The 25,758-nt window shown below is 32.9% G+C and carries 32 protein-coding genes; 25 read left to right on the top strand and 7 right to left on the bottom strand.

What is annotated here, in order from left to right; translation table 11 throughout:
• Positions 1 to 12: 12 nt before the first annotated feature.
• On the bottom strand, positions 13 to 2,274 hold the full coding sequence (locus HH_RS09145; RefSeq protein WP_011115148.1) for a BspA family leucine-rich repeat surface protein: 2,262 nt from the start codon (positions 2,272 to 2,274) through the stop codon (positions 13 to 15).
• Between the two features lie 128 nt (positions 2,275 to 2,402).
• On the opposite strand from HH_RS09145, the gene HH_RS01515 reads away from it, so the two are divergent.
• The 24 genes from HH_RS01515 to HH_RS01410 all read left to right on the top strand — a co-directional run bounded on the left by HH_RS01515 (position 2,403) and on the right by HH_RS01410 (position 21,983).
• Entirely contained in the window at positions 2,403 to 4,253 is a 1,851-nt protein-coding gene (locus tag HH_RS01515; RefSeq protein WP_011115147.1) for a bifunctional chorismate-binding protein/class IV aminotransferase, read from the top strand.
• The gene (locus HH_RS01510) at positions 4,250 to 4,831 is read left to right on the top strand and encodes an anthranilate synthase component II (RefSeq protein WP_011115146.1); all 582 of its coding nucleotides are present in this window, start codon (positions 4,250 to 4,252) and stop codon (positions 4,829 to 4,831) included. The genes HH_RS01515 and HH_RS01510 overlap by 4 nt, the downstream gene beginning before the upstream one ends.
• 50 nt (positions 4,832 to 4,881) lie before the next feature.
• Positions 4,882 to 5,943 carry a lysozyme inhibitor LprI family protein gene (locus HH_RS01505; protein WP_041308948.1) on the top strand — a complete coding sequence of 354 codons (1,062 nt, stop codon included), beginning with the start codon at positions 4,882 to 4,884 and terminating at the stop codon, positions 5,941 to 5,943.
• A gap of 17 nt (positions 5,944 to 5,960) precedes the next feature.
• Entirely contained in the window at positions 5,961 to 6,674 is a 714-nt protein-coding gene (locus HH_RS01500) for a lysozyme inhibitor LprI family protein (protein WP_011115144.1), read from the top strand.
• Positions 6,675 to 7,032: 358 nt separating this feature from the next.
• The gene (locus tag HH_RS01495) at positions 7,033 to 7,623 is read left to right on the top strand and encodes a hypothetical protein (RefSeq protein WP_011115143.1); all 591 of its coding nucleotides are present in this window, start codon (positions 7,033 to 7,035) and stop codon (positions 7,621 to 7,623) included.
• Positions 7,624 to 7,627: 4 nt separating this feature from the next.
• Entirely contained in the window at positions 7,628 to 8,206 is a 579-nt protein-coding gene (locus HH_RS01490; protein WP_011115142.1) for a hypothetical protein, read from the top strand.
• Positions 8,203 to 8,787 (top strand): hypothetical protein, encoded by a 585-nt coding sequence (locus HH_RS01485; protein WP_011115141.1) that lies wholly within the window; start codon positions 8,203 to 8,205, stop codon positions 8,785 to 8,787. The genes HH_RS01490 and HH_RS01485 overlap by 4 nt, the downstream gene beginning before the upstream one ends.
• Positions 8,784 to 8,951 carry a hypothetical protein gene (locus HH_RS09485; RefSeq protein ID WP_011115140.1) on the top strand — a complete coding sequence of 56 codons (168 nt, stop codon included), beginning with the start codon at positions 8,784 to 8,786 and terminating at the stop codon, positions 8,949 to 8,951. The genes HH_RS01485 and HH_RS09485 overlap by 4 nt, the downstream gene beginning before the upstream one ends.
• Positions 8,951 to 9,730 carry a hypothetical protein gene (locus HH_RS01480; RefSeq protein ID WP_011115139.1) on the top strand — a complete coding sequence of 260 codons (780 nt, stop codon included), beginning with the start codon at positions 8,951 to 8,953 and terminating at the stop codon, positions 9,728 to 9,730. The genes HH_RS09485 and HH_RS01480 overlap by 1 nt, the downstream gene beginning before the upstream one ends.
• Positions 9,727 to 10,407 (top strand): hypothetical protein, encoded by a 681-nt coding sequence (locus tag HH_RS01475; RefSeq protein WP_011115138.1) that lies wholly within the window; start codon positions 9,727 to 9,729, stop codon positions 10,405 to 10,407. The genes HH_RS01480 and HH_RS01475 overlap by 4 nt, the downstream gene beginning before the upstream one ends.
• Positions 10,407 to 12,965, top strand: coding sequence for a hypothetical protein (locus tag HH_RS09705; protein ID WP_011115137.1), 2,559 nt, complete (start codon positions 10,407 to 10,409; stop codon positions 12,963 to 12,965). The genes HH_RS01475 and HH_RS09705 overlap by 1 nt, the downstream gene beginning before the upstream one ends.
• Positions 12,958 to 13,653: a hypothetical protein gene (locus HH_RS01465; RefSeq protein WP_050720590.1), complete on the top strand. Its 696-nt coding sequence runs from the start codon at positions 12,958 to 12,960 to the stop codon at positions 13,651 to 13,653. Before HH_RS09705 ends, HH_RS01465 begins: the two co-directional genes overlap by 8 nt.
• Positions 13,654 to 13,739: 86 nt before the next feature.
• The gene (locus HH_RS01460; protein WP_011115135.1) at positions 13,740 to 14,399 is read left to right on the top strand and encodes a hypothetical protein; all 660 of its coding nucleotides are present in this window, start codon (positions 13,740 to 13,742) and stop codon (positions 14,397 to 14,399) included.
• Positions 14,396 to 15,805 carry a bacteriophage T4 gp5 trimerisation domain-containing protein gene (locus HH_RS01455; protein WP_011115134.1) on the top strand — a complete coding sequence of 470 codons (1,410 nt, stop codon included), beginning with the start codon at positions 14,396 to 14,398 and terminating at the stop codon, positions 15,803 to 15,805. Before HH_RS01460 ends, HH_RS01455 begins: the two co-directional genes overlap by 4 nt.
• 8 nt (positions 15,806 to 15,813) lie before the next feature.
• Complete coding sequence (locus HH_RS01450) at positions 15,814 to 16,464, top strand: hypothetical protein (protein ID WP_004087673.1); 651 nt, start codon at positions 15,814 to 15,816, stop codon at positions 16,462 to 16,464.
• Positions 16,465 to 16,477: 13 nt separating this feature from the next.
• On the top strand, positions 16,478 to 18,280 hold the full coding sequence (locus HH_RS01445) for a M23 family metallopeptidase (RefSeq protein WP_011115133.1): 1,803 nt from the start codon (positions 16,478 to 16,480) through the stop codon (positions 18,278 to 18,280).
• A 48-nt stretch (positions 18,281 to 18,328) separates the two neighbouring features.
• Entirely contained in the window at positions 18,329 to 18,631 is a 303-nt protein-coding gene (locus HH_RS01440) for a hypothetical protein (RefSeq protein ID WP_011115132.1), read from the top strand.
• A gap of 72 nt (positions 18,632 to 18,703) precedes the next feature.
• Positions 18,704 to 19,102, top strand: coding sequence for a hypothetical protein (locus tag HH_RS09140; RefSeq protein ID WP_011115131.1), 399 nt, complete (start codon positions 18,704 to 18,706; stop codon positions 19,100 to 19,102).
• 179 nt (positions 19,103 to 19,281) lie between these two features.
• Entirely contained in the window at positions 19,282 to 19,410 is a 129-nt protein-coding gene (locus HH_RS09780; RefSeq protein ID WP_011115130.1) for a hypothetical protein, read from the top strand.
• Between the two features lie 119 nt (positions 19,411 to 19,529).
• A complete protein-coding gene (locus HH_RS01430) occupies positions 19,530 to 19,970 on the top strand; it encodes a hypothetical protein (protein ID WP_011115129.1) in 441 nt (146 codons plus the stop codon).
• Positions 19,967 to 20,164, top strand: a complete 198-nt coding sequence (locus tag HH_RS01425) for a hypothetical protein (protein WP_011115128.1) — start codon at positions 19,967 to 19,969, stop codon at positions 20,162 to 20,164. The genes HH_RS01430 and HH_RS01425 overlap by 4 nt, the downstream gene beginning before the upstream one ends.
• Before the next feature lie 228 nt (positions 20,165 to 20,392).
• Entirely contained in the window at positions 20,393 to 20,707 is a 315-nt protein-coding gene (locus HH_RS01420; protein ID WP_011115127.1) for a hypothetical protein, read from the top strand.
• 144 nt (positions 20,708 to 20,851) lie between these two features.
• Positions 20,852 to 21,487, top strand: coding sequence for a hypothetical protein (locus HH_RS09135; protein WP_011115126.1), 636 nt, complete (start codon positions 20,852 to 20,854; stop codon positions 21,485 to 21,487).
• 10 nt (positions 21,488 to 21,497) lie between these two features.
• On the top strand, positions 21,498 to 21,983 hold the full coding sequence (locus tag HH_RS01410; protein ID WP_011115125.1) for a hypothetical protein: 486 nt from the start codon (positions 21,498 to 21,500) through the stop codon (positions 21,981 to 21,983).
• Between the two features lie 174 nt (positions 21,984 to 22,157).
• On the opposite strand, the gene HH_RS01405 is transcribed toward HH_RS01410, so the two are convergent.
• The 6 genes from HH_RS01405 to HH_RS01375 all read right to left on the bottom strand — a co-directional run bounded on the left by HH_RS01405 (position 22,158) and on the right by HH_RS01375 (position 25,055).
• Positions 22,158 to 22,922 (bottom strand): hypothetical protein, encoded by a 765-nt coding sequence (locus HH_RS01405; RefSeq protein WP_011115124.1) that lies wholly within the window; start codon positions 22,920 to 22,922, stop codon positions 22,158 to 22,160.
• A complete protein-coding gene (locus tag HH_RS01400; RefSeq protein ID WP_041308944.1) occupies positions 22,906 to 23,091 on the bottom strand; it encodes a CJH_07325 family protein in 186 nt (61 codons plus the stop codon). Before HH_RS01400 ends, HH_RS01405 begins: the two co-directional genes overlap by 17 nt.
• A complete protein-coding gene (locus HH_RS01395) occupies positions 23,091 to 23,312 on the bottom strand; it encodes a hypothetical protein (RefSeq protein ID WP_011115123.1) in 222 nt (73 codons plus the stop codon). Before HH_RS01395 ends, HH_RS01400 begins: the two co-directional genes overlap by 1 nt.
• Before the next feature lie 589 nt (positions 23,313 to 23,901).
• On the bottom strand, positions 23,902 to 24,270 hold the full coding sequence (locus HH_RS01385; protein ID WP_011115122.1) for a hypothetical protein: 369 nt from the start codon (positions 24,268 to 24,270) through the stop codon (positions 23,902 to 23,904).
• A 54-nt stretch (positions 24,271 to 24,324) separates the two neighbouring features.
• On the bottom strand, positions 24,325 to 24,867 hold the full coding sequence (locus HH_RS01380) for a hypothetical protein (protein WP_011115121.1): 543 nt from the start codon (positions 24,865 to 24,867) through the stop codon (positions 24,325 to 24,327).
• On the bottom strand, positions 24,849 to 25,055 hold the full coding sequence (locus HH_RS01375) for a hypothetical protein (protein WP_041308938.1): 207 nt from the start codon (positions 25,053 to 25,055) through the stop codon (positions 24,849 to 24,851). The genes HH_RS01380 and HH_RS01375 overlap by 19 nt, the downstream gene beginning before the upstream one ends.
• A 125-nt stretch (positions 25,056 to 25,180) precedes the next feature.
• Here HH_RS01375 and HH_RS01370 point away from each other — a divergent pair, with 125 nt between their 5' ends.
• Positions 25,181 to 25,672, top strand: coding sequence for a hypothetical protein (locus HH_RS01370; protein WP_011115120.1), 492 nt, complete (start codon positions 25,181 to 25,183; stop codon positions 25,670 to 25,672).
• Positions 25,673 to 25,758 lie beyond the last annotated feature (86 nt).

The raw sequence follows: 25,758 nt of genomic DNA, 5'->3' as shown, positions 1-25,758 counted from the left end.
TAAAGGATTACATCATTTTATCTTTAGTAAGGATAAAATCTCCTCTTTATACTTGCTATCCTCTAATATTTCATAAAGGTTTTTCCCCTCATAAGTGCCAAGCTTCTCCACATCAAAGCCATTTTTTGCAAACTGCTTTAAGATTTTTTGGATATTATTGTTTGTAAGTTTATTTTTGAACTCATCGAGAAACAAAAGCAAAACACTCACTTTCACGAAAGTATCTCTTGGATAATAAATATAATGTTCAACTATAGTATCTGCTTGTAAAAGATGAAGCTCTAAAAATTTTAAAAATTTTGGCAAGTATTTATCAAGGTAATAATCAATAGCTCTAGGGTTAATTTCCACCCCTTGTAAATCCACCTCTATGCCATTATTAAAAAGTATGTAAATTAAATCCGTATTAATAAAAAAACCCAACATTTTTTTATCAGTGAAAATTTCTTTAGGGTAGTGTGCTAAAAGCTCCTTAAAAAATATATCAAGTGTTTTTTCATTAAAGTTATCTCTAGAACCCCTAGTTTCAGGATTAAAGCCAAGTGCTTCAAAAAACTTCTCATTGATTTCATTGCCTAAGTTTTGCACAAAGAAGCGCAGAATATCCTGCACTTCTTGTTTTGGGTTTGATTTAAGTGCTACATATACGCCAAAATTATTCTGTTTATCAATAGTAACCTTATAGCCAAGCGTTACTAAATACTTCGCATATTCTAATTTCCCAAATCGCAGACATTTTTGCATTACCTCATTGCTGATAGGAATGTGTATATTTTGTGATTTTGCTTGATTGACAAGGGCAGTGAAAAAATCTTTATCAGGGAGTGCTGTGCTTATTACTCCCGGCTCTGTATAAAAGCAAAGCCTTGCACATTCTATGTATTCCTCTTTGCTTAGAGTTTGTAGCTTTGAAAAGCATTCTTTTGCGCGGGCGTAGTCTCTTATCTTTACGAGTTTATAGAGCAATGCCACACTTGGATTATCCATATCAAAGACGGCTTTATACCACGATGGCGGATTTTGTGATAACGGGCAGTTTTCAAAAAGATATTTTGCTTTTTCTACCAATTCCTTACTTAGATTCCAAGCATCTAAATTACTTGTGAAAGACTTTGCCTCGCTAAACATAAAGGCAATATCCTCTGCTTTTTTGGGCTTCCATTTGCTTAAATCACTCTCAAAAGATTCACAATCTTCAAACATACTATTAAAGTTTTTCACACTTGAGACATTCCATTTGCTTAAATCTGCCCTAAAGTCTTTCAACCCTGTAAAAAGCTTGCACATATCATTGATTTTACTCGTATCCCATTGCTCTATACCGCTAAAATCTTTTCTATTTGTGCGCCACCAAGCATAATCAGCAAAGAGCGCAGCAAGGCTTTTGATATAGCTTAAATCAATTTGCCCAAGATTTACTTCCTCAATCTCTACAAGAACTTTTAGCTCAAAAGTGTTAAGTGGGATAAATGATAACTCCTTATGCTTTGGCTTAAAGTTGCCTTTTTTGTCATAAAAGACAGAGTTGTGGAGGGCAGATTCTATACTCTTACCTTTTGTGATAGATTCTAAAATTTCCCTTAGCTTATATACACTGCTTTTTTTGAGTTGCTTTCGTGCTTCGCCGCTATAATCTTTAAATCCTTGTCTATTGTAATCTACCTCAATAAATTCTGAAAATGCGCCTTTAATGTCTTTCCCAATTTCTTTGCCGCCTTTTGAATCTTCTACGACAACATCAATAAGAGAGTCTATGGCTTTATCACACACTTTTAAAAGATCTTTGCCAATGCGTTTTCTCTCTATCTGCCCAATTTGCAAGATATTTAAAGCCTTTAGCACTTCATAGTTTTGTATTGCCTCTATGAGCTCTTTTGGGCTTTGTGCGCTATTTGCATTGACTTGAGAATCTAGCCTTAGCTGCAAATTTTCATTCATTAGCTCTTCTAAAAGTGTGCGGATTTTGGCTAAATCTTCGTCAAGCAATTTATCTTCAAACCACCTTTGAAAGTCATTGCTATCACATTCAGATGCGGGAATGCCTGTCTCATCTTCATATTCTAGTTCATACTCTTCGTAATCATTATTCATTGTCATTTCATAAGCACAATCTTCTATATGCTTGAGTGCAGCTTTGATTTCTTTTTTGGCATTTTTGACATTGGCTTTAAGATATGCAATTATGGCTTCCTCACTCATATTATCGTTTTCTAGTATGAGAGATAGAAGAGTTTGCGCTTTTGCTGCTTTATTTGGTTTTCCCTCTTTTTGCATTTTGTCTCCTTTATGATTTGAAAAAGTAGAATTATACAAAAAAACCACAGCTAAAAGAATATTTAGAGAGCGTGGGGAAAGAGTATGAATAGGTTTAAATATTTAATGCTTTAAGATAGCATTATGCAATGATTTATGGTAACTTTTATTATAGCAATCCTTTAAGAAAACTCACTGCTTTTGATGTGCAAGGCGTTTTGAATGCGCTAGAGTGCATAGAATCTACTCTTAAATCAAAGCAAAAAGGCTATTTTGTCGGGTATATGACTTATGAAGCAGGCGTGGCTCTCCAAGCTCATCAAGCAAAAGCATATCATCATCTCTATGAGCGTATATGCGCTACAATGTCTTTACATAGGCAACCCTTGCTTTATTTTGTATTTTTTGCCAAAAGACGTAAGCTTAAAAATCTTTTTAACAAGACACATCACACTCAATTACCGCTATTTCTTTTGCAAGGGCTTGACTATGAGGGTTACAAGAGCGGATTTACACGCATAAAAACGCATATTTTAAAAGGTGAGAGTTATCAAATCAACTATACTCACGAGCTAAAGCTTTGTTCTCAAGTGCAGCCCAAGCAGCTTTTTAAGCAGATTCTTTCTTATCAAAACACCGCATACAAAGCCTACATTAAAAACGCATTTGGTGAGATTCTATGTTTTTCACCCGAGCTTTTCTTTGAGGTAAAAAATCGCACAATTACCACTCAACCAATGAAAGGCACAATAAAAAGAGCCAAAACACATAAGCTAGATGTTATACAAAAGCACACATTGCAGCAAGATAGCAAAAATCGTAGCGAAAATATGATGATTGTAGATTTATTGCGTAATGATTTGAGCAAAATTATCAAGCCTAGCTCCTTGCGAGTAAAAAATCTATGCAAGATAAAGACTTATCCCACACTTCATCAAATGGTCTCTACTTTGCAGGGGAGATTATCCAAACAGACTTCATTGCGTGAGATTGTGTGCGCTCTTTTTCCTTGTGGGTCTATCACAGGTGCACCAAAGCTTAAAACAATGGAAATTATCCATAGTTTAGAATCTCGCCAAAGAGGCGTATATTGTGGCGCATTAGGTGTGATTTCTAATCAACATACTTCCTTTTGTGTGCCTATTCGCACACTTTTTAAATGTGCAGATGAGGACTTTTATCGCTATGGTGTGGGAAGTGGGGTAGTGTGGGATTCTGTATGTGAGAGTGAGTTTGCCGAATTAAAGCTTAAAGCAAGTTTTTTGCAACCCACCCCTTTAGAATCTTTTGCGCTCTTTGAAACAATGCTTTTTGAAAATGGACGCATTTTTTTACTCCAAGAGCATTTAGAGCGACTTTTGCACTCTGCGCGTAAATTTGGCTTCCTTTGCAGCAAATTTAGTGCATTTACTGCTTCCTTTGCACACTCGCATTTATATCCAAAGATTGAATTCCCACACATTCAAGCATTACACAAGCGAGATTGTATCAAGCAAACACAGGCATTTTTTCAACTTTGCAAACAACAAATGCCAAAAGAGCGAGCAATATTGCGCTTAAGTCTTATGCCAAATGGCGCGTATGCTCTTGAGATAAAGCCTTTTGTGCCTTGTGCTTGCACTCGTGTTATATTGTCTAAACACACGCTTAATTCACATAATATATTTTTATACCATAAATCCACGCAACGCAACCATTTTGCAGATTCTATAAAACTCATAGAATGTAGAGCGGTGTTTGATGTGCTGTATTTTAACCAAAAAGGTGAGCTATGCGAGGGTTCGCGAAGTAATATTGTGCTTGAGATAGAGGGGAGATTCTATACACCAAAGCGCAAAAGTGGATTGCTTGGTGGCACTTTGGCTCAAGCATTGCTCCAAAGTGGAGCGATAAAGGAAAAAACTTTAAAACGCAAACATCTTGCAAAAGCACAGAGAATCTACTGTATAAACTCTGTGCGAGGAGTGGTAGAAGTGCAGCTTGAAAGAGGGGTAAAATGAAGCAAAAAGTATCAAAAGTGCTCCTCATTGATAATTATGATTCTTTTACATATAATGTGCTTTATTTGCTTAAAGAATGTGGCACAAAGTCATTTGTTGTGCCAAATGATACATCTTTATTGGAGCTAAAACAGCTTTGCAAAAAGCATTCTATCACTCATCTTATCATCTCTCCCGGTCCAAGCCACCCTTTAGAATCTGGTGTGTGTTTGGAGGCAATTAGGCATTTTGCCCCATATAAGAAGATTCTAGGAATCTGTTTGGGACATCAGTGTATCGCTCAAGCATTTGGAGGCGAGGTTGTTTCTATTGCAAATCCTACACACGGCAAGATAGCGCATTTTCATTTCACGCCAAACTCTTTATTTAAGGGGGTAAAGCAAGGAATAAAAATTGCTCTATATCATTCACTCTATGTAAGTCAATTAGGGCAATGTGAGGCATTAGGATATAGTGAAAATGGGGTGCTTATGGCTCTTAAAGCAAAGGGTTACCAAAGCTATGGAGTGCAATTTCACCCAGAGTCTATTTTGCAAGAGCAGGGCAAACGCATAATGCAAAATTTTCTTGCATTATAGTTTGGTGGGGAGGTAAAGGCGGAGTGATTGGGAAATGAAAGGAATCCATTATGCTATATAAAAATATATTTAAAATTCTCTTTTTTATCGCAGTATTGATAAGTTTAGTTAATGCCCAATCAAGCGAAATAGCAAAACCTAGCTTTGATTGTGCTAAGGCTACTACAAAAGTAGAAAAGATGATATGTGAGGATTCTAGTGGGGAATTACAGAATCTTGATAGGTATATGACTGAAGTCTACACACAGCTAAAAAAAGAGTTAAAAATCTCTAAGTTTCCCGATAAAGACCAAAAACTTAAGGAAATTTTAGAATCACAAAGAGCATTTCTTAAAAAAAATTTACAATACGATTCGTCCTCCAATCTTTTAAAAAAATCTTATAAAATACGCATTACGCATCTACTCAAGCTTTTGGGAGAAGTGCTAGATTCTAACAATAAAGAGCTGTGTGAGTATGCAAGAAAAGACAAATTTGATGAGAGCAAATGGAGAAAAATCCACCCATCTACTCATCCGCCTTTTAGCGTAGGCTTGTGTGCCTTTGGACGAAACAATAGAGATGTCTTTTTTGATTCTTTTTGCACACAAAATGGCGAGATTAAAAAAGATGAAGTGGCAAAAGCCATTCGTGAAAAATCTCCATACATAGAGTTTCCTAAAAGCTATGAAAGACAGATTGATATTGATAATGATGGGGCATTAGAAAAGGTAATTATCACAATAGGGAGCTATTTTGGAGTGCTTTGGATATATAAAAATGGTAAGCTAGATGAAAAAGTAAGTGATAGAATCTATGGCGATGATTTGCATTTTAGTGGAGCAAAAACCATTGAAAATGTTTGCATAAATAGCGAGGAGGCTTGTGCGGCACTAACTACATATGCTCTGCCAAGTAATAAAATTTCACAACGACTAGAATTTTATCCTGCAAATGAACGTGGTTTTATGCCTATACTAAGCGAATTATCTTATGGGGTTATAGAGTTTCAAGGTAAAAATTATATTACTCTCTTGAATGGGAGATTTTTTGAGGATAAGGATTTTATTTATCCAACAACACGCATTTATCTTTTAGAGGGTAATAAGAGAGAACTAAAATGCACTTATTGAAGTAAATAGGAGGTTTTATGCAAAAGATTCTAGTAAGTTTAGGTGTTTGTATAGTTTTAGGCATTTATCTTAACGCTCAATCCCCACAAGAATCTAAACCTAGCTTTGATTGTGCTAAGGCTACCACAAAAGTAGAAAAGATGATATGTAATGATGAGAGTGGGAATTTGCAGAATTTGGATAGACAAATCTTTAAAAGTTATCAAGAGACAAAAGCAAAGCTTGATAAGAATGGCAAAAAAGCATTCTTAGATTCTCAAAAATCTTGGCTTAAAACACGAGAGAGGTGCGAATCTAAAGAATGCCTAAAAGAGCTTTTGCAAAGTAGAATCAAAGAGCTACAAACCTACACAATGTATATAAGCAATGCGTGGCTTGGGACTTATGAGTTACAAAAAAATCTTTATATGGGGAGCTTTGAGATACAAAAATGTAAAAATAATACTTGTGAAGCCTCATATTTTGCTTTGTTACATAAAAGCGAGTTTAATGATATGCACCAATGTGATATAAGTTTGAAGTTGCAGATAAAATCACGACAAGAAGCCATAGCTTATTATGATGACGAGGATTTTGTAAATTGTAAAATTTATATCAAGAAAAATCCGCAAGGCATCGTATTTACAAGAGATGAGAAAGCCTTTGATTCACCTGATTCTTTTTGTAGCACAATGTGTGGTAACCAAACGATATTTGAGTGGGGAGATGTGTATAAAAAGGAGGTGCAATAATGTTGTATGACATTAATGTTATTTTAATGGAAAAGAACTTTATCTTTATAGCAGTAATAAAGTGATAGACTACTTTAAATAATAAAGGAATAATATGAAAAAAATAATTGTGTGTTTGTTTTGTTTGTCGCTTATAAATGCCAATGAACTTTTAGAAGAATTTAATAAATATTCTACAAAAATATATCAAGGGGAGATTGTGTTATTATTAAAGCTAGTGGAGTAGAAGTAGTGATAGATTCTAAAGGATTAGTCGTTAAAGGTGGGGAGGTAAAGGCGGAATGAGGGAAGATGCTAAGAGCAACTTTGACCCATTGCTTCTGCAAGGATTGCCATATAGGTATGGGAGGACAGGACAATGAACAATATACAACCTATCTTTGAGATAAAATCTAAAATGGGCATATTACACAAATTCATCAATATCATTGTGATACTTTTTAGTTTTGGTATATTATATAGTTTATATATGACGACTTCTCTAATGGAGTTGATTGAAGCTATCAAGAAAGAGTGGGCTACCATACTTATTTTTCCATTTACAGTATTAATGATATGGGGATTTATTTTTTGTCTGAATGAGATTATTTTCAACAATCAACGTAAAATAGTTCTCTATAATGATTATTTTATTGTGCAAACCTATCAGTTTTTCTTCAAAAAGACAATGTATCTCCATTATGGAGAATATGGATTGGTGGTAAGATTTAGACCTCCTCTTTTTTATGTGTTTATATTTTATGATATGAAAAAACAAAAATTGCCTTTTGGTTGGTTTGACGCAAAGATAAAAGGTAATTTTTATTATCCTTTATTTGACAAGAAAATGGCAGAAAATGTAGATAAATTCCTTGAGATCTTTAAACAAAAAACTAAAAAAACTTTAGAATCTCAAGGTATTAATCACTATAATTTAGATGAAAAAATTTTACTTACCCTTGGGAGATGACCTTATGAATCCCAACAATCCTAACCAACCCAACACAGCAGGTATTAAAATAGGCTTACCTAACTCTAGTAATAAAGGATTTGATGTTAAGGCTGGTATTATAGATTCTAACCCCAATGCTACTTATAATCCAAATAATAATATTAAACTTTATGATTCTAAAGATACATATAATCGTATTCCTTTCGCAGAAGTTATAATGTGTAATATTGATTGTCAAGAGTTTTTAAAAAATGCCACAACATTAAACACACAAAACAATATAGAATCTACGACCAACACAGAATCTGCACACCAAAATAATACAAACCAACCCTTTACCTATGAAGATTCTAACATTACAGCTAAAGAAATTATCAATAAGGATAATACTTCAACTTTAGTCATAGAATCTAATACAAATTTGCTAGAATATCAAGGTAATACCACTGATACACTAATGAGTGGAATAAGTGGAGTGTTTGCTTCAATGGCAACATTAGCAGAGAAATATGGGGTAGATAAATCACTCAAAGAATCAACTAAAGGACTTGGAACTAAAGGCAGAATCTTAGCTATTATTTCAAGCACGAGGATTCTATGAAACACTTTGACCCATTATTGCTTAATGGTTTTGGCACTCAAAAAGAACGGATAACTCATCGCTATATATTTATTATTTTAAATTATGCTCCTCTTGTTTTAGGCATTTTAGGATTAACTCATAGCTTTAAATATCCATTTTCTCCCATTTTTTTGACGCTTTTAAATATTTGCTTTGGATTATATTGTGTGATTTTTTTGTATGCTAATATACTTTTGTATCAAAATGGACACACTCAAGTAAAAGCAGATGAAACAAAAGCTTTACTTATTTGCAGAAAACATATAAAATCTTATGACTATCTTATGCTTGTATTTTTGATTTTATTTTATCTTGTTGGGTTATTAATTAGCTTAAACTTGTCTCTTGTTATTTTTAGTCTGTGGCTTTGGTATTTATATTTTGCAAAACCATTTTTACTTAAAGAGGTTTTATTATGTAAAGATTGCCTCATAGTAAGATATAGAATCTATGGTGATATTACGCTTAATTTGCAGAATCTTGCTTTAGTTGGAGAGGGACTTGGGATAGGAGTTAATCAAACACTTGCTAGAGTAAATTTCAATAAAAAAAGAAAGTGATTGAAACTTATCAGATTTTAGGCAATATTGATAATGATATGCTAGGCAGATTGGAGAACAAAACACAGCTCAAAGAAGCACTTTATCAAAAACTTGGCTTTAATGTGGATAGCATCTCTTATGCAAGTCAATTTGGATTAAATAGAGCAATGAGGGAGGAATAATGAACGCTAACGCTCCTTATAACACATTTCTTTTTAATGGATTAGGCACAACGAGTTTGAATGCAAAATGTGCAAGAATATACAATCGTTCTTTTATTGTAGTGCAATTTTTGGCGGTTGTGATATGTTTTATAGCGGCAGAATCCACTCTTAATGCTTTTGGAATTGGTTTATTCTTTAAACTCTATTGTGTGGATTTTGCAAATTTTATATTTATGATAATATGTATATATCTTTTAGCCTATATGTTTATATTTTATAAAGCTGGACAAGAACCTATCATACAAGATAAGTTATTGTTTGTCTGTGAATGTGCATACCAACAAAAATGGTATCAGAGGATATTGTTTCTCTATGAGGCAGTAGTTTCTTTTCTTTTTTGTGTATCTTTAATTCTTTTTGCCTACTTTTCACAAAATATAAGCATATTGGCTTTGCCACTTTATTATTTTATAATGAGTAAGCCATATTTATTAAGAAAAATCCTTGTGTATAAGGACAAACTTGTTTTGCAATATAGGTTTTATGGCAATATATGTATTGATATGCAAAACATTGGCATTGCTTCAGGTTTGGGAATAGGACATAATATTTTTGCAGGGCTTTTTTATGTTATAAAACATAAAGATTTCATATTATGTTATCATCTTGTTGGACTTAATCTAGTTGGATTAACTCATAAAAAACTCCTTATAGAAACAATCAACGAGCAGAGCGGATTTGATATGATACATCACACTAGAATGAGCCTTTTGGGTTTAAGAAGGAAAAGAGTATGAAAGAAAAGCAAGATATAAGATATGATGAGTTTGGAGAGGAGATTCTGTATGAGATAAGGCATAATGTGTTTATATTGGATTGGATTTCTTATATATTAATTTTTTTATTTTCTCTATTCATTCTTATAGCATTCCCAATAATGATAAGTAAAATATTCGCAGACGAAAATCCTATTCTTGTATTGATTGCTGTATTTTATAGCCCAAAGTCTTGGTTGATATTTTTGCTCTATATTGCCATTTTCTATTCAGTTATAGATGCGTATCGCCAAGCATTTTACTATCGCAAAAACAAAATCTATATTACCAATCAAGGCATAGGTTTTGAGTGTAGGCATTGGTTTAGAATGCAAAAGGGATTCTTTAAGTTTGGGGAAGTGGGATTAGTCAAATACTATACTCCAAGACCATTTTTAGAAAGGTCTAATTGTTTTGTTTATTATTTTTTGAACTACCAAGCACCGAGTAAAAATTATAAGTATTTCAATTTGATTTTTATGCCTAAGCATTATCATAAAGTATTTTTATGCGATGAATATGTAACAAATCAAGAACGAGAAAAACTACTCAACTCCATTCGCCAAAAGACTAAAGAAGCTTTAGAATCTCAAGGCATAACAATCAGTGATGCAGAATTAAAAGATAAGATAAAAGATTTAGGCTATAAGGACATCTAATGCCACAAGATTCTATACACAATATCCAATTATCCCCAAGTGTAGTATATGGCGATGGAAACTTCCCTCAAAAAGAATATGGAAGATTAAAAGCCTTACTTGATAAAGGACAAAGAGAACAAGTTATTAATGACTTAAAAGTTCGTTATCAAAAGGATAGAGATTTAGCTTATGAATTAGCCCATAGATTAGAGATTGATTTAGCAAAAGAACTCAATGTTATTCATTATGACAATCTTAAAGATAAAAATGCTTCTTATATTATCCTTGCAGATTATAATACGCAAACTCAAGAATTATCTCTAAGCTTAGAATCTGAAATCTTTAATACTTTACTTGATACAATCCATTATTATTCACAATACAAAGGCAATTTTGCAGATACTTTAATGGCTGGAATAAGTGGAGTGTTTGCTTCAATGGAAGAGGGAGCAAAGCAGGTTGCAAAACTAGCAATAGAGCAAGGATTTTCAAAGAAAATAAAAGCACTTAAATATGTCTTTAAAGCAGAGGGTATTTCTGTATCTGCTACTTATAATTATGGGAACAATGATGGAGATATAGTTAAAACAGGTGCAGGATTGGTGATTGAAATGTTACTTGCCTCTGGAATCTCTCTTATCCTTGCCTCAACCTTAGGCTTAACTTCAGCTCCTGCTTTAATTGTTATTGGTGGAATTTCTGCACTTATCGCAGGTATTTTAATGAACACTCAAACAGGCAAAGACTTTATAAATTTCCTTGCTGATGATGTTCTTAAACCCCTCATAGACTCCCTTGAATCCAAACTCCAATCTTTCTTTTCTATGTTTGATTCTAATCCTTTAGAATATGAATTAGTGCCAAATCCTACTTTAGAATCTAAAGACTACCAATCCCTTATAGAACTTCTCTTAAACAAAAACTCTAATGCCCTTGATATAGATACACTTCTCCATACTTTTCCAAACTATCTTGCTTATCCTACCCACTCTTATTCCACTAAAGATTCCACAAACTCTTCTCTTGCTCTCTCTACTCCAAAAGATGCTCTCCCTATACACATCAAAGCCCAATGCTTTAATCATAAAAAAGAAGCTTTAAGTAATAGAGAGATTTATGTGTATTCTCCAAACTTTTATTCTTTTGTAGATAGGGCTAAAAGTGATGAAAATGGCTTTATAGAATTTCATAATGCTTATGTCAGCTCTAAGATGACTAATTCAGATTTGTATTTTGTATTAAATAGGTATGGTTTAGATGAAGAACAAAAAGACTTTCATATCAAAATCTCTCCTTCTAAAACTATCCAACCAAAGGATAAACAAGTAGGAGAACTTTTAGAGCAAAGATTAAGCTTTGAGAAAAACATTCCTAAAGCTATCACTCTCAATGACAATATAAAGCCCAATATTAAAGTTAATGCCATAGAGTATATACCACAAGAATACAATCACAATTCTTTTAATTCACCTTTAGAACATCATCTTATAGAATCTATCACACTTCAAGCCCATTATGTTCTTAAAGATTCTCAAAAGAAAAATATACAAGGTGATGAACAAAGTCTTCTTAAAGAATCTATACAAAGATATAAACATAAAACTAAATGGGGATACATTGTATTTGATAGAGATGAAGAGATAGAGCAAACATTAAAGCAAGTCAATAAGACACAACCTCTGATTTATTCTAAGAGATTTAAAGAATTAGAAAATATTAAAGGGGAAATAGTCAATATTCCTTTCAAAGAAGAATGGGAGAATAAGCAAATAAGATTCTTTGCTTATTTATGGAGAGCAAATAGAGATGTGGGGTGGGATTATGAATATACAATAGAAAAATTAAGAATGGAATTACATTTGATTGAAGCAGAGGCGGCAAATTTTGCAAGGCAATTTATAAAAGATGCTAATATTAGACAATCGTATAAGCAGGGCATAAAGGAAATGTCAAATAAATTCTTACAAGAAGTAGAAAAGGAAAACGATAAATCAAGACGCAATATTTTGGCTGAGAGATTAGCAAGAGAAGCCAATATATTCCGCAATCAGACTATGAATGATATGCGTAAAAAAAGCACACATCTTGGTAAAAGTATAGCAGAAGTTATGAAAAAAGATGGTAGGACTTTTGATGAAATGGTAGAGAAAAAAATCAAGGATTTAAAATACAATAAGCCTTTTGAACAACTTACGAGTAAAGAACAAATGGAGGTTTATAAGGAGATTATTAAATCTTCAGGCAAAGATAATAAAAAAGTAAGCTCCATAACCACAGGATTTAAATATTTTGGAAGATTTTTGGTTATAGTTTCTTTTGGAGCATTTGCTTACGATATTTATCTAGCTGAAAATAAAGCTAAGGCTACTATATCAGGTGGAGCAGTATTTGGGGGAAGTGCAGGAGGTGCAGTTGGCTATGCTGTTTGTCCTTTTACAGGCTGGTTTTTTGTTGGTTGTATAATGGGAATGTCTGGAGTTGGAGCTTATTTTGGGGCTGAAGTCGGAGATTTTATTGTTAATGATTATTTTAGCAAAGAAGTAGATAGTTTTTTAAAGGAACACAATCTTGATTAGTCTGACGCAACAAGAATTAGAAATTTGCTATATTTTAAGTGAAATATTCAATGTTAATATCTCCTATGAGGATATATTGTGGGATATACAACAAGACACAGAAAGGTATCAAAAAGATAAAGAGCTGTATCATAAATATGCTTATTTGAGTGGTAAGGAGGAATGTTTTGCTATTTTTAGGGTAAAAAGAAAATATAAAGAGGTAAAAAAGCAAATTTTATCCATAAAAAGCGACTTTACTCAAAAAGATTTAGAAAGATTATTTTATATCACAGGTTCATATTGTTTAAAAAATAGAATGGTGATTGATGATGATGATTGGGTAATTGAAGAAGGCTGGAATAAGATAGAGTTTATGGAAAATATCACAAAAATAAAGGAAGTATCATTTTTCCGAAAAAAATATATCAATTTTAGAGTAAAAAATCATTATAAAATTTTATGTTTTGTGTTTGGTTTTACGCATTATTGCTTTGAAGAGCAAAAGAGTATATTTAAAAAGCACAGCTCTATACATTTGCACAGCTCTACAATTATTCTTATTGTATATATTTTTGCTATTGTTGGTAACATTATCTTCATATCTATAGCTAAACATTTTATTGGTGATGATGTATTCCTTATATTTCTTATATTTATTGCTTTTATTGTTGTTATGGCTTTGATGAGATATTTTAGAGGTATATAGCTATGAATAAACAAACTAATACGATATACTAAAATCAAAAAAGAAGATGGAACATTTATAATCAAAATCTTAGAATGGTTTGAAAAATGATAAAATCCTATATGCAAAACTTTAGCATTAAGCATTATAAAATGATAGATTCTAAAACTCATCGTCTCTTTGGGGATTGGCGTAATCACAAGGCTTTAAGAAATACAAACACAAGCCTTATGGATATATATCGCATCGCTTATCCCAATGCAAATAGGGCAGATGTTTTGGAGTTGATAGAATTTAGTCTTTATAATCAGCTACTTTATGAATGGCACGAGATTGATGAAGTATTGATGAGTGAATGGCTAAATGACTATGAAAAGGAATATTTGCATATTATACAAGAGGCATTTTTAAAGCAACACATAGAGTTTGGCTCAAGTCTTGATGAGGCGATAGATTCTCTCTATAATCTCTCTAATTATAAGCAATCTTGCAAGGAAGCTTGGGAGTATTTTAAGGAAAACTTTATCAATAATGAACGATATTTTGCGTGGGAAGTGAAATGTGATGTAAAACTTACCAAAGAGAGTTTTTGGGATAATCCTAAGTGTTGGAGCAGATATAATGTGTGGGTGGATATTACGCCCAAAGGCACAAAATACTTTAATGAAATCCTAGCCCCTAGATTCTATAACAAATACAAAGACTTAAGTGTTGAAATAGATTCAAAAGGAAATATTATAAGGTGGATAGGAAAGATTAATAGATGAGTGCTTCAAACATATCTCACTCTTATGTCAATACTCTAACCCTTTTACCTCTCCCCTTTAGCTATACTCCCTCTTTAAAGAGTAAGCCTAAAGCTCCAAATAGCACTCTAGGAATTGTGATTGGGCAGAGTGAGGATATAGAAGGACAAAGAAATACTATTCATACAGATAACTTTGGCAGGGTGAAAGTAAGAATGAATTGCTTTGCTAATCAAGAAGTTATAGATAATGCAAGAGCGAAAGAACAAAGAAATGCTCAAGGAAATAATGCAGAGAATAACCATCATAATACTCAAGCAAATCACCCTCTCACACAAGAAAATCATACAACAAACAATGATGTGGATAGTAACAATTCACAAACGAAAGCCTATTCTTATCATTACTCTCCTTATCTTAGAGTAAGCTCTCCTATTGCAAGTGCAAGTTCAGGTTTTTATCATACTCCAAGAGTGGGAGATGAAGTATTAATAAGTTACTTAAATAATGACATAGATATGCCCATCATTATAGGCAGTCTCTACAATCCAAGTAATCCTGCCTTACCTCCCCTCCCTTTAAATGCTCATCAAACAAGTTTAAGTGCAAGAACTCTTAATAATAGCAGTGCATTGCAAGCAGAGAATACAAACTCTCATCACAATCTCATAGAATCTGGATTCAATGAAATCACGCTCTCCAATCTCAAAGAACAAGAACACATCTATCTTCAAGCACAAAGAGATTATGAAGAACTCATTAAGCATAACTTTCTCCAAACCATACATAACAATAAAGAATCTCAAGTAGAGGGAACTTATAATGAAAGGATTAAAAAGATTCATACTCAAACCATAGATTTAGCAAAGATTGTAAGTATTGGAGGAGAATATAATACCAATGTAGCTTTATCTAAAGATACCATTGTAGGATTAAGTCATACTTTAAATGTAGGAGTAGATAACAAAGTAAGGATTGCAAAGAAGAGTAGTGAATATGTAGGAGAGGATAAGGAGGTGGAGATAGGGGGGAATCTCAATACAAGTATCAAACAAGATGAGAGTAGGAATGTAGGGGGGAATAAGAGAGAGGTGGTGGAGGGGGACAGCGATATAAGCATTGAGAAAAAGTTTAATATTCAAACACAAGGTGAAATTGCTATTCATTCTAATGAGAATATTCATTTGTCATCTCCTCAATCTTTGAGTTTAGAATCTGATAGAGCTGCTGTAATGGTTGCAGACAATATAACAATGATTGCAGATTCTAATTATCTCCTTAATGCTAATAATGAAGCAACAATTCAAGTGAGCGATACTTCTATTGTAGCCAAAAGTGATTCTATCGTTATTAAAGCTGGTGGAGTAGAAGTAGTCATAGATTCTAAAGGATTAGTCGTTAAAGGTGGGGAGGTAAAGGCAGAGTGAGGGGTAAAATGGAGCAAAAAATAATCATATTGTTACTATGCAGCCTTATGGGTTATGCTTGGAGTATGCCAATAAAAGAAAATACAAAATCTACAACGCAAACTATTGTATCACTAGATTCTGTATTGGAAAATCTTATCAATAAAGCCACATTAGATTCTGTAAACAACTTGACACAAGAGGAATGCGAAAAGTTGCAATATACCTATAATGCAAATTCGCAAGATTCGCAAAATGATAAGGATTATAGTGAGGAGCAAAGCTGCTACTATGTCGCAATACAGAATCTTAAAACCACTACTGCGGAACTTATAGCTAAAAAACACATAGCCACTGATACAAATTCGCTAAATTCTATTCTGCATTACAAAATCATTGCTTTTTTAAGCACCACAAATTTACAAACCTTGCGTGATACACTAGGCTTTGAAGTAACTTATCATTTACAAAATGTGATAAATATTTGCCATCGTCTTGATGGTTTAGAGTTTGAAGCAAGCTGTAATTTGTATATGCAGATTTTTGATGATTTAGCACGATATGTAGCACAAAAACAAAATCTACCACAAAAAGCAATGCAAGACTATCAAAACAATTTTGAGCAAATCACACAAGACGCACTTGATAGCATAGAGCAAGAATTGCCTGATATGCCGTAGCATAAGGAATATAATGCTCCTAGCAGATAATTTTAGAAATGTTATTACAATGATGTTATTTGGTAATAAAAATAAGAATCAAGAAATATCCATACCAAAAGATTCGCAAGGTAAAGTATTAGGGAATGGCTATCTCTATACAGATATATTAGAATCTAAGAGAGATAATCCAACAATCAAACCATTTCAAAAAGACACTCAATATAGAATTACAAGCACTTTTGGCAGGAGAACTGATTTAAAAAATAGAGAGCCACATTCTGGCATAGATATATGCTTTTCACAAAGCTTTTCAATGGGAGAATTTACTTACAAAAAACCCCCATTATTTTCACCAATAGATGGGCAAATTATTTTTAATGAAAAATCTTCTTTAAACTCTGTGTATATCATTGATAAAGATAAAAATAAGCACGGATTGTTGCATATGGATGTTGTATTCGTGCAAAATGGACAAACAATCAAGCAAGGAGATTTGGTCGGTATTATTGGCGGAATTGGTAAATCTTTATTAAGCATAGATAATCAACAAGTTAATACTATTTATGATAATGTATTAAAACTTCAAGAAGTGAATTATTTTCAAGCATTTATTGATTTTTTAAAAAATGATTTTACGATATTAGAAAATATCACGGATAATATGCAAATGCAAAAAGCCCAAGAGTTTATTAATAAAAAGTGGCACGAAAGCATTGCAAAACAACATAAAGCATATATAGATATATTGGATAAAAATGGTATTCAAGCTATACATCTTAATACATTATTAAAGCTTATGGAACGCAAAGATTTAGAAAAAGAAAAAGAGCGAATAATAAAAAATGAAATTATTAGGCATCTAAGAAATAAATTTGCCATACATTTGCATTATCAAATACAGGATTCTAAAGATAAGTTACTCAATCCAGCAGTATTTTGGAATACTACTTATAAGATAAAAGAAACGCATTATGACGAGCAAGATACTATTATTCAAGTAAATGATTTGCATAAAATCTATGAATATAGTTATGATAAAAACTCTAATTTATTAGAGATAAAAACACCAAAAGGCAGACGCTTTTTTCCATATTACACCTCTGAAAAATATTATACACTCCACAATCCAAGCACAATAAAGGAAAATTTAGGCTTGTATTATAATATTAGAGCCGTTGATTCTAAGAAGTTTAGAATCTGTGAATATTTTTTGCAAGAAAAAGAAAGACTTAAACAACAAATTTTGCTATATAGGAGATATAAAAATGGGAAAATAGATTCTAAGAATAAAGACCAACAAGATTCATACAATAATTGGTTTCAAGTTATTTCAGGAACTGCGAATTTTAGAAAGATAGACATAGAATTAGAGCCATTGTATTATCAATGGTATAAAAGAGATGGTATATTAGGCACAGCACCAGAACAAAAAACAGAGAATCCAAATGGCACAGTAACCATTAATCTCACTCTTAGTAATCAACAAGGATTTTTGCAAAACACTCCTATTTATATTTATTCATATTTTCATCATAGGCTCTATGAGAGCAAAACTGATGAATATGGAATATTGCGTTTTTGCCTATCATTTGAAGAGAGTAATAAAAGTTTTACTCTTGCCTTATACTGCCACAAAGAACTCTTCAATATGGATACTTCTAGTATGGTAGGCAATATAACCAAAATAACTCTTGCTCCTAGCCATATACAAAATAAAGAATATATTGGAAATAAAACAATGCAATATATCTCCAAACAAGAATTGCAATCAAATATCAAAGTTGAAATGATACAAAATATGCCTTATGAATATTATTTTAAGAGGAGGAAGTAATTAGAGGTAGCTTTTCTAACAAAACAGAAACTGCAGATTCTAAATATAGTGAGATTCAAACCAATTTCTCCACTTAATAGTTTTAGCACTGAAGCATTGACTGAGATTTTTAAACATATTAAAAGTCCCATAAATGTGGATATTGCTCAATCTTGTGAGGAATTAAGCGATGAAATGCTCTTACAACACTATTATTATCTCAACCCATTCACAAAAGAATCTAAGGAGGAACAAATAAAATCCACTTTAGCATTTTTGCGTGAGGAGCGATGTTCTATTTATCCCTTTGAAAAAAGTGTAAATGGAACAAAGCAGAGATATTGGCTAGTAATGCAGCCGTGGGTGCAGTAAAATTTTGTTGGATTTGAAAAAAAGGATTTAAATATGGTAGAATGTCACAAACGCTCCAAAAAAGGAGAAAGAATGCAGATTGATTATATCATTGCAGAGCATTGGCAAAAAGAGCTTCAAAAGCATTTTAGCCCTGAAGCTTCTCAAGCAATAGTTAATCTTGAATGTAAGGCAATAGATGAGGAGCATTTTAAAAAGATATTCGAGGAAAAACAAGAATATCTCATTGCTACAATCATTAGCAAAATGCACTCTATCTTTGCCACAAAAGAGGATTTAGATAACGCTATCCAAATCTTGAGACTAGAGCTAAAGCAAGAAATAGCTGATGTTAGGCAAGACATAACAAAATTAGAAGGCAAGTTTGAAATACTCCGTAGAGAAGTTCGATACTATGCAATAGGTATCATCGTTTTGATGTTCTTGTTGCAACCAAAAGTGTTTGACTTTATTACAAATATTTTCAAATAGCTTCTACTCCTTGAGGATTAAGTCTTTTTGACTTTTTCCTCTGCTTCTTTCCCATATTTTTATTCCTTAACTTTTTTGAATATTCCAACAGGGATTCTATTTGCTTATCCCTTTTGGGATACTGCTATAAATCTCTTTTGGAGTATTTTACTCTTTAAATTACTTTCAAAGGATTTTGTATGAAAATCATCAAGCGAGACACTGCTATACAAGCAAATTTTAGAAGGGAAATTTCTTTACAAACAAGAATTGTCCGTGATAAAACAAAATATAGCAGAAAACAAAAGCACAAAGTTCGCTATGTGTAATAGTCTTAAGGCTTGCTATTAATTTTTAATAGCTCATTGTTTCCATAAGGGAATTTTTTATTTTCCCTTGTGGAAGTGAAATTTTCCTTGTGTGATTTATTTACATTAGGAGATTTCAAATGACCTACACACACATCAATACGCAAGATTTAATTTCTTGTGTAGCTACCAAAATTGCTAGAACCTTAGCAAAAAAAGAATCCAAGAAAACAAAAAAATCAGAAACATCACTTTTTGCTCTATTCTTTGGGCAAGTTCAAAGAGGAATCTCAACTTCATCTCACTTTATTCAAAGAGTTCAACAACGCTTTGAAGCAAATCAAAGTGAGGAGCTTTCAGGAGCAATCGCTCGTGCTATTAGAAACACTCAAGTAATTGAGCGTGGAGGTATGCACATTACACAATCACAAAAGTTTTTTGATACTGCTACAAACATTGTAGTAGTTTTAGAAAAACGCGGTGTGAGTGGAGCGGCTCTTGTTACTGCTTATAGAAGTGGAGAGGAAAATTTGATAAGTGATGATGAATACCAAGAGCTTGTTTCAAGAGGTATTCTATGATTTGTTTTATTGGCTATTGTGCTTTGATTTATCTGTGTTTGGCTCTCATACTAAGTGCTTTTAGCATAAAGTATGTCCTACACAATTTTAAAGGCAAGATAGGCTTTATTAGATTCTTAAGCTTTGTGATAAATCAACCATTAATTTGGCTTGAGGAAATCATAAGTGGCTTTAGCAAACCACCCAAAAAATAACTATCCTAGATAGTGTTTTTATTTGTTCCACAGAGGACTTTTTTATTTTTGTCCTCTAGGACAAATTCACAAAAAGTGCTTGATGGAGTAAATACTTTTTACTTCAGTGTCAGTTTTTTGTTCTGCGAGGAATATCATCTTTGTTCCTTGTGGGACAAATATCCAAGCAGCGTTGTTCCATAGCTTTTGCTATGAGTTCCCATAAAAATTAGGGAGAAAGGTTTTATTATGATTCAGTTATCACTTTTTGAGGAAGCTTATGCAGAGGAAATGATAAGAGCAACAGAGTATGGCTCACTCGTTAAAATCCACCAAGACAAAGTTTCAGGTTTATACCTTGTGACAGAAATCGAGGAAGGACAAGAGGACTATACGCTATCTTTTGAAACTTACGATGAAGCACTCGTTTATTTTAGACACTTTATTGTTGATATTAACAGCAATATAGAGCTAAAAGAGGACGGAAGTATTGGATATTATCCTGAAGCTACCCAAGCTGAGGATTATTCTAATCAGCCAACATTGTTTGATTTTACCTACTAAACAGAATCTACAAAAATTCCTAGAGGGAACATTCTTTTATTCCCTCTAGGGATAAATGTTCCTTCAATGGAGTTTTTTAACTTCATATTTAGCTTAAATTTTAAAATCCCAAGAGCTAAGTAGTATGGGTAAAAGGAGCATATTATGCTACAAAGAGTAAATGTAACAAACGAAAAAGCTTTAGAGGCACTACAACAAGTTGATGGAATTATGACGCAAGTTGAGGACGGCAGATGGTTTCTAGTCGAACACGATGTATGTGGGAGTGACCCATTAGAGGGACTTGGTGTAGGATTCTTAAGCACTTCGCGAAGGCATTTTACCGATGACATCTACAAAAGCATTGACAACAAAGAGGGTGAAACTTTTTGGGTGCCTGATGATTTTGCAGATTGCGATGAGATAGAGGATTTTCTTGCAAGAAATGACTATATCTATATCAAGGTATATTGTTATGACCACGGCGGACTTAGTCTATCACGAGGTTCTGTTTGTTCTTGGGACAGTTACCCCTTTGGGTATCTGTATCTTGACAAGAGACAAGTGCGTGAGATTTTTCAAGTAAAAAGACTAAGTAAAAAGACTCTTGAGAGAGCTGAGAAACTTTTAGATAGCGTATTGAAAGAATTTGACGACTATATCAATGGAGCGCAATACAATGTCCGAATATTCAGCTCACCTGATATGAAAGACTTTATCGATAGCCATTTTGTAAGTGGATATTCTGATTTGTGCGATTTTCTTGAAAAAGAATTGAGCCAAAATAGAGAAATCGCATAAAGGAGACCTTATGCAAGATTCAGTAACAAAAGCGGTGATTGAGGATTTGAATCGATATTATGGAAAAGATTTCATAACCTTTGATAAAAAGGGTATGACTCTCCATTATCGAGGAAGCCTTAAAGAGTTTTTTCAACAAGAACACCCAACAGACATCACAAAAAAACAACTCATTGAAAATGAAATCGATTTTGAGATGAGATTTGGAGATTTTAGAGATGATGTCTTAGGTGGTTCGGGAAGTATGGAGTATTGTGGAGATAATGATAAGTTATATCCCAATCATTTTGGTTTAACAAATGCCCCCTTATTTTCATTTGGTGGCTTTTTATATGAACAAGATGAACTTCCCATTAAGTATGTGTTTATGTATTTGGACCAATATCAATTAAAAGATTGGGTAGTTGAATTAAGGAAAGAAGGAAAAGTTACCTTTGAAACCTTTATTGACAATAGCAAAATACACGAATCACGGCTTAAAGAATACAATCAATAGTTTTTGTTCTCAATATTTCTTTGGAATCCTTTTTGAAGGAATATTGAGTTCTTTTTTCTTAAAAAATAATTCTTTTTATAAAAGGCTTTTATGAAGTTTTTTATAGAGAGAATACAGAATCTACTAGATTTGGGGAAAATAAGCATATTTGAGAGGATTTTAAAAAGCTAGAATCTAGTGGTTTTGTATGCTCAAACATACATTAAAGAACTCTTTGTATCTCTTAGTCATTGTTTCATTGTTTTTTGTTTTATCTGTAATATTGCGCCCTAAAAACAAAAATTCATCAATCCTTATTTTGCGATAATTTTGCCATAAATTCTCTGTCATTGTTTCCCTTATTGCAGGTATCATAAAGCGTAGTAACATTTTGTAGTTATCCAAAATTGCGCGGTAGATATGATTTTTGGCTTTTTTGATATTGCCACTTTTATCCTTAACTTCATCATTTGAATAAAATGTATTGCTTATATGGGCTAAGGCGTTATTAAACTCTAAAATAGATTGAACAAGAATATTGCCCTCTTTATTTATATGAAATTGCTTTAAGACCTCATTTGATAATCCTAAACGAGGGAGATATTGCAAAAAATCCTTATAAGCAACTTGATACTCTTTAATCAAGTCTATAAATTCCTTATCACCTAGAAGTATGCTAAAGTCTTTTGAATTAAGCGGTTTTAGAGTTTTTATTTGATTGTCGTAAGCTTCATTAATATACGCATTAGCAACATCTTGCGAGTTTTCTAATAATTCTTGTATCTCATTATCCTTTAGATTCTTGGTTAGCAAAAGGCAAAAGGTATCTTGAAAAACAACAAGCGCATCAATATTTCTCCCCACAATAGAATCTTCAAACATAGAGGAATATAATTCAACTTCAAGATATGAAAGATAAATATTTAAAAAATGCGTAAGGTATTCATTGATATTTCTCATAAAGATTATCCAATGCTTTATTTGCTTTTTTAAGTGCAACTTGCAAGGATTTTGAATTATTTTTGCCATAAACACTTTTAGACACGCTTCCTGTGTTTAAAGAGGGAACATTAATATATCCTATCTTTCCAAAACTAGCCCTTGTGAGTATCTTTTGTTTTGTTTTCATCACGCACTCCTTACAAGATTATTTACATCTTTTGCCATTTCCTTAACCACTTGCTCCATTATTTTGGAGTCATTGAGTGAATCTATGAAATCCGCATTTTTGCTTTTGATGCCATTATGAGAGGTAGATTCTTTTGTTTGCGTGAGACATACTTGCTGTTTTTGTTTGTTTTTCATTAAAACTTCATCTAGCAATTTTTTAGCTCTTTTTGTATCCATCATCTCCATCTCCTTCTTGTAAAAATATACATTACCCTTATACAAAAATTATATAAATAATTTTATTAAATTTCCTTTTAATTCCTTTCAATATTCTTTTAAGGGAAATTATTGCTTTGCAAAATGTATGCTTGGCAAAACATTAAGTATTTCCTATCAAAAGAGAAAATTTCACTTCCGCGCTGCCACTTAATGCCACATCGCAGCAAAATTGCGAGATATTGCAATCTCCACATTTGCGTGGCTAGGTATAAGCTACCAAAAGAGAAACTCCACCAAGGCTACCAAGGCAAAATCTCCCCGCACCACACTTTAGCATTTAGATTCTACACGCCAATTAATCACACCACGCTTTGATACTAGCACACGAGCTGTAAGCACACACTAGCGCACCAATCACACCATAATGCACCAATCACATTTAGATTCTACACCACACACCCCTCCATTCCTTTGATAGCAGAGTTAAACTCTAAAACATTGAAAGCTTTAAATATTCTTTTAGTTTTTGGAGTATAATCATAAGCGAAATTCGAAGGGCATACGAGTTGCCCACCTCTTCTTGAAACTTCGCTAAATACTATTTGTATCTTTAAATCTCGCAATATTTTGTTAATTTTGTATTGAAACTTTCTAATATATCTTTGAGAAATATCTCTGTTTGCGTTGGGGATATGCCTATGAGTGTGTCTTTTATTTTTGTAGTGAGCCTTGGAAAACGAGCATTATTTTCATAATGCCATTTTTTAATATTTTCCCAATGATAGCAACGATTTCTAAGGTTATGCAAAAGACTTAAAACAATATCAACCTTATCAATATTGCTAAAGCGCACTTTCTTACCCGCATTATAAAAGTATTCCCTATTGCTTGTATCATACTTTTTAAATTTTAACTTTTTGAGGTTCATTATACGATTTTGTAATTTTTCTTTTCTAAATGGTATGGATAATAATGCCAAAAGAAAGCCTAGATAAGAGAAAGTTTTTTAGCGCAATCACTCACATAAACATAATTATGCAAAATACCTAATCATCTTTATTTGTTTATCATCATTACTTGCAGGAAGCCTAACGAACTTATGGCGTTCATAAAACTCTATTACCTTTAGCACATTCACAGCATCTAAAAGAACAAATCTTGTGCCTAAGTAATTATGAATCTCTAGCAATATTGATAAAGCAATCTCCATTATTTCATCTCCCTTAATAACCGAATCATCACTTTTGCCAAGTTGCCCTATGATAAAGCAGGGGATATATTGCGTGTTAGCATTATGGTTGCTACTTAGTTTTTTAATAAGCGTTTTACTCAAGGTGCTTGTCTCTAGGAGATTGACTGCTAAAGCAAAGAATGCTTGGATAGTATTCCCTTTCAAAATAAGATATGTGCGTGTGTGGTGTTGTTTTTCAAGTTGGATAGCTTTTTCTCTAATAAAAGTTTCTAACTCTTTATTTTTTGAGCAAGAAAAAGCACAAAGAGCTTGAGAGAGTTGTGCTTCATTGTCATATTTAAGTATGTCTGTAAGCTGAATGATACTTAGTTCTGTTGAGCCCATAATGCAATAGAATCCTCTTTTGTGAGCCTTGTTACCTTATAGTTCTTTTTAAGTAATTCTTTGTCTTGAATGCTAATAGCAGATAATTGCTCTTTTGAAGTAGCTTTTTGAATGGCAGATTCTAAAGACTTGAGATGTTCCTTGCTTCCATCAGTAATCTTTATTGGATTAAGCATTGATTCTGTCATATCATACTCCTTATACTTTTAAAGATTATATCGCATTTTGTTTAGCGCAACTTTAATCTATTTGAAAAGTATATGCAATTTTATATATAATACTCCCATTGAAATTCACTTAAAAGGAGTAACCTATGGCAAATGCAGCAGAAGCAATGATGTGGGCAGCAGTATTTGCACCAAGTGCAGATGAGATTGCAGAATCTATTGTAAGAAAAGAGGAATTAAGACGAAGTGAGGAGGAATTAAGAAGGAGTGAGGAGAAGTTGGCGGAGGGAAATAGGGACTACAAGAGAAAAACTATTGGTTGGTTGAGAGATGGGACTACTGACGGGCTTTTAAGACGATTAAGAGCCATTGACCCTGAAAGACCACCTATTTACCCCCATATTTCAGCAGAAAAAGAAGCCGATATGTTAGAAAGCGGGGAGCTTAAACTAGGGCTTTTGTATGCACCGATGAAAAATGGTAAGTTTATAGATAACACAAAAGATTCCCAAAAATTATTATCTGAACTTATTTGGGCTGATGAAACAAGAGAGGAAGCACAACACCCTTGGTATATTGAACGCAGAAAGGATACAGAGGAATTGATTGCGGAAGGTTGGAGTTTTTATATCGTCTAAAGACGAACTGTCTCTTGTTGAATGCTAAATGAGTCCTGCTCTTGAAGCAGGAGCATAATGTTTAGCATTTAAAGTTACTTTCTCCT

Origin of the sequence: Helicobacter hepaticus ATCC 51449, from assembly GCF_000007905.1 — a bacterium.
In the GTDB taxonomy this organism is placed as follows: Bacteria; Campylobacterota; Campylobacteria; order Campylobacterales; family Helicobacteraceae; genus Helicobacter_C; species Helicobacter_C hepaticus.
This window is presented reverse-complemented; position numbering and strand designations above follow the sequence as displayed.